Genomic DNA, 11,665 nt, shown 5'->3' with positions numbered 1-11,665 from the left:
GGCCGATGATAGCAGTCCTGAGCGGGTTCCGGCCTGATTCAACGGAGCCGACTTGCCGACGAGTGGTATCTGACCCACACTGGCTCCATGATACTCGAACGCCGCAAAACCCCTCGACCGGTCAAGGTCGACGACTTCTTCGTCCCGGCGCTCTGCGAACCGGAAGCCCTGCTCGTGCTGGTGGTGCTGGCCGAGCTGCTGGTGCTGGTCCTCGTCCTGGCGGAGCCCTTCACCCTGCAGTTCAACTGGATCCGGCTGGCGCTGGTGTCGCTGTTCGTGCAATGGATCGTGCTGCTGTCGGCGGCGCTGCTCTGTCGCCTGCGGCCCTGGCTCGCACGTCATCGACCGGTGGTGGCCGGCGGTTTCTGTTGCGCCATCGTGGTGGCGCTGACGCTGCTCTGCACCCTGGTAGCCGACTGGCTGCAACTGGCCGGTCCGCTGCAGCGGACCGGCGAGGTGCGGCTCTACATGCGCCATGCGCTGATCGCCCTGATCATGTCCATGCTGCTGCTGCGCTACTTCTGGCTGCAGAGCCAGTGGCGCCGCCAGCAGCAGGCCGAGCTGCACGCGCGTATCGAGTCCCTGCAAGCGCGCATCCGTCCGCACTTCCTGTTCAACAGCCTGAACAGCATCGCCAGTCTCATCGCCCTGGATGCGGACAAGGCCGAGCGCGCGGTGCTGGACCTCTCGGCCCTGTTCCGTGCCAGTCTGGCCCAGCCCGGTACCAAGGTGCGCTGGTCCCAGGAGCTGGAGCTGTCACGCCGCTACCTGGAGATCGAGCGCTTGCGCCTGGGTGATCGCCTGCAGCTGCAATGGGACGTGGACGGGGTGCCGGCGGATCTGCCGATTCCCCAGCTGACCCTGCAGCCGCTGCTGGAAAACGCCCTGATCTATGGCGTCGCGCCGCGTATCGAAGGCGGTTTGGTGACCATCTTCGCCACCTACCGAGACGGGGTGTTCGAACTGGTGATCAGTAACCCCTACGACCCCGAGGTGGAGCAGCAGCCACGCCCGCCAAAGGGTACTCGTCAAGCTTTGAGCAATATCGAGGCGCGATTAACGGCACTTTTCGGACCAGCTGCGAGTCTCAAAATCGAACGCCGCGACCAGCGGCATACAACGTCTCTTCGCTATCCATGCGAGCGACTCATGCGGGAAGCCTGAGCTTATGAATGTCCTGATCGTCGATGACGAACCCTTGGCGCGCGAGCGTCTGGCCCGTCTGGTGGGGCAACTGGACGGTTACACCGCCCTGGAGCCAACAGCCACCAACGGTGAGGAAGCCCTCGCTTTGGTCGAAAACCTCAAGCCTGACATCGTCCTGCTCGACATCCGCATGCCGGGTCTGGACGGTTTGCAGGTGGCCGCGCGTCTCTGCGAGCGCGAATCGCCGCCCGCGGTGATCTTCGTGACCGCTCACGACGAATACGCGCTCGACGCCTTCCAGGTGAGTGCCGTTGGCTATCTGGTCAAGCCGGTACGCCAGGAAGACCTGGCTGCCGCCTTGGGCAAGGCCCAGCGTCCGAACCGGATGCAGCTTGCCGCCCTGACCAAGCCGCCGGCCAGCGGTGGTCCGGGGCCGCGCAGCCATATCAGCGCCCGGACCCGCAAGGGTATCGAGCTGATTCCGCTGGACGACGTGGTCTACTTCATCGCCGACCACAAATACGTGACCCTGAGACACTCGGGTGGCGAGGTCCTGCTGGACGAACCGCTCAAGGCCCTGGAAGACGAGTTCGGCGAGCGCTTCGTACGTATCCACCGCAATGCCCTGGTGTCCCGCGAGCGCATCGAGCGCCTGCAGCGTACCCCTCTGGGTCACTTCCAGCTGTTCCTCAAGGGCATGAATGGCGATGCGCTGACCGTCAGCCGCCGCCATGTGGCCGGTGTGCGTCGCCTGATGCACAGCATCTGACGTCGCTTCCGGGTCGGTGACCGGCGCGCAGCGGGGGAGGGGCGCCGGTCGACCTGCTATCATGGCCGGCAATCTGACGTGCCGGTAATGTCCATGCTCCGCGAAATTCGTATCGCCACGCGCCAGAGTGCCCTGGCACTGTGGCAAGCCGACTATGTGAAAGCCCGCCTTGAAGCGGCGCATCCGGGATTGCGGGTGAGCCTGCTGCCCATGACCAGCCGCGGCGACAAGTTGCTCGACGCACCGCTGGCCAAGATTGGCGGTAAGGGTCTGTTCGTCAAGGAGCTGGAAAACGCCCTGCTCGACGGCAGCGCCGACATCGCCGTGCATTCGATGAAGGACGTGCCCATGGAATTTCCCGCGGGCCTCGGGCTATACGCCATCTGCGAGCGGGAAGACCCGCGCGACGCCTTCGTCTCCAATCGCTATGCGCGCCTCGCCGATCTGCCCCAGGGCAGCGTGGTAGGCACCTCCAGTCTGAGACGCCAGGCCCAGTTGTTGGCCCTGCGACCGGACCTGGAGATCCGCTTCCTGCGCGGTAACGTGAATACGCGCCTGGCCAAGCTCGACGCCGGCGACTACGACGCCATCATCCTGGCCGCCGCCGGCCTGATCCGCCTGGGCTTCGCCGAGCGCATCCGAGAATCCCTGACAGTCGAGAACAGCCTGCCTGCCGGTGGCCAGGGCGCCGTGGGCATCGAATGCCGGACCGACGATGCCGAGGTCCACGCCCTGCTCGAACCCCTGCATCATTTCGACACCGAGCGCCGGGTCGCTGCGGAACGCGCCCTGAATCGTCGCCTCAACGGTGGCTGCCAGGTGCCCATCGCCTGCTACGCGGTACAGGAAGGCGAATTGCTCTGGCTGCGTGGTCTGGTCGGTCAGCCTGATGGCGCTCTGTTGCTGCGCGCCGAAGCCCGAGGTCCCGTCAATGATCCGGCCGGTCTTGGCGTGGCCGTGGCCGAAGACCTGCTGGCGCAGGGCGCCCAGGGCATCCTTGACGCCGTCTACGGGATTTCCGGCGAATCATGAGCGGCTGGCGCCTGCTCCTGACCCGGCCGGCGGAGGAGAATCCACCGCTGGCCACTGCCCTGGCCGCGGCGGACATCGCCAGTGCCAGTCTGCCGCTGTTGGAGCTCCAGCCGCTGGCGGAAACCCCCGAACAGCGTACCCTCTGGCTCGATCTGGACCGCTATGCCGCCGTGTTGGTGGTGAGCAAGCCGGCCGCTCGCCTGGGGCTCGCCGCCCTGGACCGCTACTGGCCGCAACCGCCGCTGCAGGCCTGGTTCGCCGTGGGCGCGGCCACTGCGGCGGTGCTCGAAGACTATGGTCTGCATGTGCACTATCCCCCACGCGAAGACAGCGAAGGCCTGCTGGCCCTGCCGGCCCTGGCCGACGCCTTGCAGCGTCCTGAGCCCCAGGTGCTGCTCTTGCGTGGCGAAGGGGGGCGCGATCTGCTGGTCGAGACCCTCAGCGCCCGTGGTGCCCGTGTCGAGGTGCTCGAACTCTATCGCCGCCAGTGTCCGCAGTACCCTGCAGGGCAGGTCCTAGAGACCCTGGCAGCGGAACGCCTGAATGCCATCATGGTCAGCAGTGGGCAGGGTTTCGCGCATCTGCAGGCCTGTGCGGGTGCGGATTGGCCCGTGGTGCGCCGTTATCCCCTGCTGGTACCCAGCGCCCGAGTGGCCGAACTGGCTCGCGCCAGTGGCTGCCCCCGCGTGATCGAGTGCCAGGGCGCCAGCGCCGGCGCCCTGATCGCCACGCTAGCCCATCACCATCCGGATTGACCCTACAAGGAATTCCCGTGAGCGAAACTCAAGCCCCCCGCGCCGATGACGTCTCTCCCGATCCTGTCGTGACTCCCGTCTCGCCACCACCGGCACCGCCTCCGGTAGGTGCGCGCCGCAAGGGCTCCGGCAAGGCGTCCGGTCTCGCGCTGCTGGCCCTGCTGGTAGCCGCTGGTGGCCTGGGAGTGGGCGGCTGGAGTGTCTGGCAACTGCAGCAGGTACACCAGAACGAACAGGCTCAGACGGCCCAGGCCGAGGACCTGCGCAGCCAGTTGCGGCAGCTGGAGGTACGCAACCAGGCGCTGAGCGCCGATCTGGCACGCCTGCCGTCGGCCAACGAGCTGGAAGAACGCCGTCGTCAGCTCGGTGCCCTGCAAGGTGATCAACAGCACCTCGCCGAACAGTTCAAGGAGGTGGTCGGCCAGAGTCGCCAGGCCTGGCGCCTGACCGAGGCCGAGCATCTGCTGCGCATGGCGACCCTGCGCATGACTGCCCTGCAGGACGTGCCCAGCGCCCAGAATCTCCTGCAGGGTGTCGATGACATCCTCAAGGCGCAGAACGATCCGGCGGCCTTCAACGCACGCCAGCAGGTGGCCAATGCCCAGCAGACGCTGCGACAGCTGCCCGATCTGGACCGGACCGGGCAGTTCGTCCAGCTGGCCTCGCTGCGCAACCAGGTACAGAGCCTGGAGCCATTGCCGCCGCGCTTCTCCGCCACCGTGGCCGATCAGCCCGGCGTCGAGAAGGCCGCGATACCGCCGAGCAATGCCTTGCAGCAATGGTGGCAGGACTTCCGCCAGCGCATCTCCAGCTATTTCCGCATCGATTTCTCCGCCGACCAGCCGATCCGACCGCTGCTGGCCGAGGAATCCCTGGCCCAGGTACGCCTGGCCATGAGTCTGGCGCTGGAGCAGGCGCAATGGGCCGTGCTCAACGGCAATCAGGAGGTCTATCGGCTGTCCATCGAGCAGGCGCAAGACGTCCTCGCCGCCCATTTCAACAACCAGAATCCTGACAGCCTTGCAGTCAAGCTGCGTCTTCAGGAGCTGGCCGAGCGCCCAGTCACCTTCGAGGCGCCTGACCTGACGCCGGCCCTGACCGCGCTGCAGGCCTATATCGCGCAACGTCAGCAAATCCAGCCGACCAATGCCGCCGGCGCGGCTCAGGAGAATCGCCCATGAAGCGCCTGTACCTGCTGTTCCTGTTCGCCCTGCTCGTCGGTCTGGGCGTCGCCGTGGTGCTGGCCAAGGAGCCGGGCTATGTGCTGCTGTCCTACAGCAACTTCCGTTATGAATCGAGCCTCTGGGCCTTCCTGGCCCTGTTGGTGGCGATCTGGCTGGCGCTCTACATCCTCAAGCTGGTGTTGGGCGCCCTGGGCCTGACCGGCAAGGTGCTCAACCCCTGGTCGCGGCACAATCGCCAGCGGCGCCTGGAACAGGCCCGCCACAAGGGCCAGCTGGAACTTGCCGAGGGGAACTGGAGCGGTGCCCTCAAACATCTGAAAGGCGCGGCCGAGCACGCCGACCAGCCGCTGTTCGTGCTGCTGGGCGCGGCCCGCGCCGCCAACGAACTTGGCGACCTGGAAGAGCGCGATCGCCTGCTGCGTCAGGCCCGGGAGCGCGAGCCCCAGGCCGAGCTCGCCATCGGCCTGCAACAGGCTCGCCTGCAGATCGACCGGGGTCAGTACCTGGAGGCGCGTGACAGCCTGGCACCACTGCAGGCCAAGTATCCAAAGAATGGCGAGGTGCTGCTGCAGCTGCAGCGCCTGCAGGTGACCCTGCGCGACTGGCCGGCCCTGATCGCCCTGCTGCCGCAGCTGCGCAAGCAGCAGGTCTTGCGGCCCCAGGAGCAGGACGACCTGGAGCGCAAGGTATGGATCGCTACCCTTGACGAGGTCCCGGCTCAGGGCGCCGAGTCGGCGGTGGATGCCCAATGGCAGCAGGTCCCCACGGCGCTCAAGGGCGATGCTTCGGTGGTGCTGGCCTATGCCCGCCAGTTGCGCGCCATCGGCCGTGACGATCTGGCCGAAGAGGTCTTGCACATCACCCTCAATCGCCAGTGGGACGAGCGCCTGGTCGAACTCTATGGCCAGCTGCGTCCTCGCGACGCCAGCCGGCCACTGCACCATGCCGAGGGCTGGCTCAAGGATCGGCCCCAGGATCCGGTGCTGTTGCTGGCCCTGGGGCGGCTGTGCATGAACAACCAGCTGTGGGGCAAGGCGCGTGAGTACCTGGAGCGCAGCCTGGCGCAGCGTCCCTCGGCGATCACCGCCGGCGAGCTGGCCCGGGTGACCATGCAGCTGGGCGATGTGAGCCGCAGTCAGCAGCTCTTGCAAAGCCAATGGCGCGATCCGGCGGCTGGTTCGCTACCCCCGGCGAAGGGCTGACAACCTCCCTCGCTAGCCCGGGTCCTTGAAAGGTGCCCGGGCTTTCACTACCGTAACGTCCCAATTCCCTGTTGGAGACGGCGCGTCCGTGACTAGTCCCCGCTTCATCTTCCTGTTCATGGCCGCCACCTGCGCGGTGCTCATGGGCGTCGGTCTCTATCTTGAGCACGTGGTTGGGCTGGAGCCCTGTCCGCTGTGCGTCATGCAGCGGATCTTCTTCATCCTCGTCGGTGTGGTCGCCCTCATCGCCGGCATCCAGGCGCCTGGCAAGCGAGGCCGCCGTATCTACGGGGTCACCCTGCTACTGCTGGCCGCGGCCGGTGCGGCCACCGCCGGGCGCCAGGTCTATCTGCAGACGGTGCCGGCGGAAGAGCTGGCGGCCTGCCTGCCCAGCCTGGACTACATGATGCAGGCGCTGCCCTTCCAGGAGATCATTCGCCTGGTGCTGCACGGCACCGCCGACTGCGCCGAGGTCAACTGGACGCTGTTCGGTCTGAGCATCCCGGAATGGAGCCTGTTGGCCTTCGTGCTGCTCATGGCCTTGAGCCTGGTCAAGATCTTTCGCCGTCGCTGACTTTCTCCGAGCAACGGCACTCGCCTGGCGAGACGATGTCGGTATAGTTCCTGATAACACCCGGGCGCCTGCGCCCGGACCGTTTCGCCCGTATAGAGAGCTGCCGTCATGCTAGAAACCTGCCGCAATGCCCAGGAACGCTGGGGTGGGGTCCACCAGCTGATCGACCGCTGGCTGATTGCCCGCCGCGAGCTGGTGACCGCCTACGAAACCCTGGACATGGAGCCCCTGCTGGGTCCGGTGCGCGAGGTGAGCGAATTGGAGCGCCTCTGCGACATGCTGGTCGACTACATGTCCACCGCGCACTTCGAGATCTACGAGCAATTGGTGGCCGAAGCCCGCGAATTCCAGGACGAGCGCGCCATCGAGTTCGCCGACAGCGTCTATCCGCGCCTGCAGGCCCTGACCGACGCCGCCCTCAACTTCAACGACAGATTCGAGCGTGGCGCCTATCGCGACCCGGGGCTGCTGACCATCGAGCTCAAGCTGCTGGGCGAAACCCTGCGCGAACGCTTCGAGTTGGAAGACTGCCTCATCGAGGTACTGCACACCTCGCACCAGCAGCCGCGGCTGGCCTCGGTCTAGACCCGGATCACCCGTGCCGCCTCGGCCAGCAGGTCGAGGTCCGCTGGCGCTGCCTCGCGCGGTGCCAGGGCATGCAACCAGCCTCCCGAGTGCTGCGCATCGCGGCACGGCCAATGCGCCGCCAGTCGCGCCAGGCGGGCGAGCTGTTCACGTTCCGCCGCCAATTCCAGTCCCTTGAGCTGCTCACGCAGCGCCGCCAGGCGTTCATCGACGCCGGAGGGGGTCTTCCAGGCCTGGCGCAATTGCCGCAGAGGGCGCACCACCGTGTCCTGCCAGTGCTGCGAGGCACGCTGCAGCCGGGTCAGCCCCTCGGCATCCAGGGCGCAGGCGCGCCGATCCAGCCAGAGCGCCGTCAGGACCAGGCAGACATCGGCCCCGGCCTCCTGCAGACGCAAACAGGCGCCTTCCACGCCAGGCCGGGCGTATACTGCCAACGCGAATTCCCACAGGTCCTCTTGCATGTCCGCCTCCCCATTCGTGGGTGGTGGAGCTGCTACACTCCGCCGCCATGATCCGACTACAGAACCTTACTCTACAGCGTGGTCCCCAGCGTCTGCTCGAAAGCGCTGACCTGACCCTGCATCCCGGCCAGAAAGCCGGTCTGATCGGTGCCAATGGCGCCGGCAAATCCAGTCTCTTCGCCCTGTTGCGCGGCCAGCTCGGCGCCGACGCCGGCGACTGCCACATCCCGGCCGCCTGGCGCATCGCCCACATGCGTCAGGAGGTGGATACCCTGGAGCGGCTGGCGGTGGACTACGTACTGGACGGCGACATCGAGTTGCGCCGCATCCAGCGCGAGTTGGCAGCCGCCGAAGCGGCCCAGGACGGCAATGCCCTGGGCCGGCTGCATGCCGACTTCGAGGCCGCCGACGGCTATACCGCCGATGCCCGGGCCCGCAAGCTGCTGGCCGGTCTGGGCTTCACCACCGCGCAGATGGAGCGCCAGGTCGGCGACTTCTCCGGTGGCTGGCGGATGCGCCTGAACCTGGCTCAGGCGCTGATGTGTCCCTCGGACCTGCTGTTGCTGGACGAACCCACCAACCACCTGGATCTGGACGCCATCCTCTGGCTGGAAGACTGGCTCAAGGGCTATCCCGGCACCCTGATCCTGATCTCCCACGACCGCGATTTCCTTGATGCGGTGGTCGATCACGTGGTGCATCTGGACCAGCAGAAGCTGGTGCTCTATCGCGGCGGCTATTCCAGCTTCGAGCGCACCCGCGCCGAGCGCCTGGCGCAGCAGCAGCAGGCCTACGACAAGCAGCAGGCCCAGCGCGCCCACATGGAGAAGTACATCGCCCGCTTCAAGGCCCAGGCCACCAAGGCGCGCCAGGCACAGAGCCGGATCAAGGCCCTGGAACGCCTGGAAGAGCTGGCGCCGGCCCATGTCGATTCGCCCTTCGAATTCGTCTTCCGCGAGGCGGACAAGCTGTCCAGCCCGCTGCTCGACCTGGCCGAGGGCCGGCTGGGCTACGGCGAGACCACCATCCTGCATCCGGTCAAGCTGCAACTGACGCCGGGCGCACGCATCGGCCTGCTCGGTCCCAATGGCGCCGGCAAGTCGACCCTGATCAAGACCCTGGCCGCGGAGCTCGAACCCCTCGGCGGCCGGCTGCAGCGGGGCGAGAATCTGGCTATCGGCTACTTCGCCCAGCATCAGCTCGATTCCCTGGACGCCAAGGCCAGCCCGCTGCTGCACCTGCAGCGCATCGCCCCTGGCGAGCGCGAGCAGAGCCTGCGCGATTTCCTGGGTGGCTTCGATTTCCGTGGTCCACGCTGCGATGAGACGGTGCTGAATTTCTCCGGTGGCGAAAAGGCGCGTCTGGCCTTGGCCTTGATCGCCTGGCAGAAGCCCAACCTCCTGCTGCTGGACGAACCCACCAACCACCTGGACCTGGACATGCGCCTGGCCCTGACCCTGGCGCTGCAGGAATTTACCGGGGCGGTACTGGTGGTGTCTCACGATCGCCATCTGCTCAAGAGCACCACCGACGAATTCCTGCTGGTGGCCGACGGCAAGGTACAGGCCTTCGACGGCGACCTGGACGACTACAGCCGCTGGCTGGTGGATTTCCGCGCCCGTCAGGAGCCAGGCCTCGTAGCCGGCGAGGGCGCCGCGGTCGACAAGACCGACCGCAAGGCGCAGCGTCAGGCCGCCGCGGCCCTGCGCCAGCAGCTGGCGCCGCTGAAGAAGACCGCCGACAAGCTGGAAGCGGAGCTGGGAAAGCTGCAGGAAAAACTCGCCACCCTGGAGGCTCGGCTGGGTGACAGCGGTCTCTACGACGCCGCGCGCAAGGACGAGCTGCGCCAGGCACTGGCCGACCAGGCCGCCGCCAAGACCCGTGAAGCCGAACTGGAAGAGCAGTGGCTGGAGGCCCTGGAACGGCTGGAAAGCCTGCAAGCCGAACTCGAGGGGGCCTGATGATCGAGTGGCTGCACACCTGGCTGCCCGGCTGGGGCGACTACCTGCTGGTAGCCGGTCAGGTTGCCTTGGTACTGTTGATCGGCTATGTGCTGCAGCGCATCGTCGCCCGCGCCGTCACCGGCCTGGGCGAACGCTATCCGCTGCCGCCGCAGATCGTCCTGGGGCTGCGCGGTACCCTGCGCTGGCTGATCATGGGCAGTGCCATCCTCATGGCCCTGGAGCGCTTCGGCGTATCCGCCGCCGTGCTCTGGACGGCCATCTCCGGTTTCGTCGCCGTGGCGGCGGTGGCCTTCTTCGCCATCTGGAGCGTGCTGTCCAATCTGTTCTGCGCGGTGCTGATCTTTACCGTCGGGCCCTTCCGCCTGGGCGATCGCATCGAGGTGCTGGACGCCTCGGACAAGCCCGGCATCAAGGGGCGGGTGGTGGCCATCAACATGCTCTTCGTGACCCTGCAGGAGCTGGACGACAACCAGGAAGGCGCCCTGGTGCAGATCCCCAACACCCAGTTCTTCCAGAAGTCGGTACGCCGTTGGCGTGATGCCGACGGCTCCTTCGACTTCCACCTTGACAGGTAAGCCCATGAGTCTGCAGGTCTGGACCGGTTTCTTCATCGCCTGCTGGATGATCAGCCTCTCGCCGGGGGCAGGCGCTGTCGCCTCCATGAGCGCGGGCGTCAACCACGGTTTCCGGCGCGGCTACTGGACGGCACTGGGCCTGCAGCTGGGGCTGGCTCTGCAGATCGCCGTGGTCGCCGTGGGTGTCGGCGCCTTGCTGGCGACCTCGCAGCTGGCCTTCACCCTGATCAAGTGGTTCGGGGTTCTCTATCTCGCCTACCTGGCCATCCGCCAATGGCGCGCGGCGCCGTTGGACCTGGGCGAACAGGTGGCCGGCGAACGTCCGCCACCGCGTATCAGCGCCCTGGTCATGCGCGGCTTCCTGGTCAACGTGAGCAACCCCAAGGCGTTGATCTTCCTGCTCGCGGTATTGCCGCAGTTCGTCGATCCCCGGGCGCCCCTGGCCGCGCAGTACCTGATCATCGGGGCGACCATGGTCACCGTCGATCTGATCGTCATGGCCGGCTATACGGGCCTCGCCGCCCGGGTACTGACCCTGCTGCGCACCCCGCGTCAGCAGCGCATCACCAACCGGGTCTTCGCCAGCCTGTTCCTCGCCGCCGCGGCGCTGCTGTCCACGGTGCGCCGCGCCGCGATCTGAAGCCGGCCGCTACCAGGCCACCGCCTGACCCTGCCAATCCCAGAAACTGCCGGTCTCGGCCGGGGTGCGGGCGGCCAGTACTTCCAGCAGCCGCTCCGCCGCATAGCCTGGCGTAAACAGCTTGTCAGCCGGCACCCGTGCCTGGAAGGGGCGTGACAGCGCGGTATCGGTGGTGCCGGGATGCAGGGCCAGCACGCAACTCTGGGGGTTGAGTCGAGCCAGTTCGATGCTGGCGCAGCGCAGTCCCTGGTTGAGCGCGGCCTTGGCCATCCGGTAGCCATACCAGCCACCCAGGCGGTTGTCGCCAATGGAGCCGACCCGCGCCGAGAGCGCCGCGATCTGGCAGGGATGCTGGCCCTTGAGCAGCGGCGTCAGCTGGCGGATCAGCAACAGCGGCAGCACGGCATTGGCCAGATAGCTTTCCACCAGGCCGGCCTGATCCACCTGCGCCAGGCTCTTCTCGGCCTGTGCCTGCTCGCCCTGCAACAGGCCCGAGGCGCACAGCAGCAGGTCCAGGCGCGGCGTCGCCCCCACTAGCCGGGTCGCCAGGTCGGTTGCGGCGAGCGGATCGACATCAAGCCGGCGCAGACGTGGGCCATGCTGCCGCGCCAGCTCGGTCAGGCCCTCATGGGCTTCGGCCTGGCGCGCGCAGGCCCAGACCAGGCCCACGTCGTCACGGGCCAGCAGCTGCTCGCACAGGGCCAGGCCGAGGCCGCCAGTGGCGCCGTACACCAGGGCCTGAGCGGGGTGCTCCAGGCGTTGCCAGAAGGTCATGGGT

General features: G+C 67.0%; 13 protein-coding genes. 11 read left to right on the top strand and 2 right to left on the bottom strand.

Going from position 1 to position 11,665, the window contains the following annotated elements; genetic code table 11:
• The first annotated feature begins 87 nt into the window (after positions 1–87).
• The 8 genes from PJ259_RS14845 to PJ259_RS14810 all read left to right on the top strand — a co-directional run bounded on the left by PJ259_RS14845 (position 88) and on the right by PJ259_RS14810 (position 7,247).
• Positions 88–1,164, top strand: a complete 1,077-nt coding sequence (locus tag PJ259_RS14845; protein WP_059316570.1) for a sensor histidine kinase — start codon at positions 88–90, stop codon at positions 1,162–1,164.
• Between the two features lie 4 nt (positions 1,165–1,168).
• Positions 1,169–1,915 (top strand): LytR/AlgR family response regulator transcription factor, encoded by a 747-nt coding sequence (locus PJ259_RS14840; RefSeq protein WP_017639394.1) that lies wholly within the window; start codon positions 1,169–1,171, stop codon positions 1,913–1,915.
• 93 nt (positions 1,916–2,008) lie between these two features.
• Complete coding sequence (hemC, locus tag PJ259_RS14835) at positions 2,009–2,947, top strand: hydroxymethylbilane synthase (RefSeq protein ID WP_423815062.1); 939 nt, start codon at positions 2,009–2,011, stop codon at positions 2,945–2,947.
• Positions 2,944–3,702, top strand: coding sequence for a uroporphyrinogen-III synthase (locus tag PJ259_RS14830; protein ID WP_271653326.1), 759 nt, complete (start codon positions 2,944–2,946; stop codon positions 3,700–3,702). Before hemC ends, PJ259_RS14830 begins: the two co-directional genes overlap by 4 nt.
• Positions 3,703–3,719: 17 nt before the next feature.
• Entirely contained in the window at positions 3,720–4,883 is a 1,164-nt protein-coding gene (locus tag PJ259_RS14825) for a uroporphyrinogen-III C-methyltransferase (protein WP_271653325.1), read from the top strand.
• Positions 4,880–6,088: a heme biosynthesis HemY N-terminal domain-containing protein gene (locus PJ259_RS14820; protein WP_271653324.1), complete on the top strand. Its 1,209-nt coding sequence runs from the start codon at positions 4,880–4,882 to the stop codon at positions 6,086–6,088. Before PJ259_RS14825 ends, PJ259_RS14820 begins: the two co-directional genes overlap by 4 nt.
• A gap of 88 nt (positions 6,089–6,176) precedes the next feature.
• Entirely contained in the window at positions 6,177–6,662 is a 486-nt protein-coding gene (locus tag PJ259_RS14815) for a disulfide bond formation protein B (RefSeq protein ID WP_082696398.1), read from the top strand.
• Positions 6,663–6,770: 108 nt separating this feature from the next.
• The gene (locus PJ259_RS14810) at positions 6,771–7,247 is read left to right on the top strand and encodes an Rsd/AlgQ family anti-sigma factor (RefSeq protein WP_007161363.1); all 477 of its coding nucleotides are present in this window, start codon (positions 6,771–6,773) and stop codon (positions 7,245–7,247) included.
• Here PJ259_RS14810 and PJ259_RS14805 read toward each other — a convergent pair.
• On the bottom strand, positions 7,244–7,708 hold the full coding sequence (locus PJ259_RS14805; RefSeq protein WP_271653323.1) for a TIGR02444 family protein: 465 nt from the start codon (positions 7,706–7,708) through the stop codon (positions 7,244–7,246). The genes PJ259_RS14810 and PJ259_RS14805 overlap by 4 nt on opposite strands.
• A gap of 47 nt (positions 7,709–7,755) precedes the next feature.
• Here PJ259_RS14805 and PJ259_RS14800 point away from each other — a divergent pair, with 47 nt between their 5' ends.
• The 3 genes from PJ259_RS14800 to PJ259_RS14790 are packed head-to-tail and all read left to right on the top strand — an operon-like array spanning position 7,756 to position 10,887.
• A complete protein-coding gene (locus tag PJ259_RS14800; protein WP_271653322.1) occupies positions 7,756–9,669 on the top strand; it encodes an ATP-binding cassette domain-containing protein in 1,914 nt (637 codons plus the stop codon).
• Between the two features lie 2 nt (positions 9,670–9,671).
• Positions 9,672–10,247, top strand: coding sequence for a mechanosensitive ion channel domain-containing protein (locus tag PJ259_RS14795; protein ID WP_372237650.1), 576 nt, complete (start codon positions 9,672–9,674; stop codon positions 10,245–10,247).
• Between the two features lie 4 nt (positions 10,248–10,251).
• Positions 10,252–10,887 (top strand): LysE family transporter, encoded by a 636-nt coding sequence (locus tag PJ259_RS14790; RefSeq protein WP_271653321.1) that lies wholly within the window; start codon positions 10,252–10,254, stop codon positions 10,885–10,887.
• Positions 10,888–10,896: 9 nt separating this feature from the next.
• Here the strand turns inward: PJ259_RS14790 and PJ259_RS14785 are convergent, their stop codons facing one another.
• Positions 10,897–11,661, bottom strand: a complete 765-nt coding sequence (locus PJ259_RS14785) for an SDR family NAD(P)-dependent oxidoreductase (RefSeq protein ID WP_271653320.1) — start codon at positions 11,659–11,661, stop codon at positions 10,897–10,899.
• Positions 11,662–11,665: the final 4 nt, after the last annotated feature.

The organism is Pseudomonas sp. JBR1, assembly GCF_028198185.1.
Classification (GTDB): Bacteria; Pseudomonadota; Gammaproteobacteria; order Pseudomonadales; family Pseudomonadaceae; genus Chryseomonas; species Chryseomonas oryzihabitans_E.
Note: the sequence above shows the minus strand (reverse complement) of the source record. Positions and strands in the feature narration are given on the sequence as shown.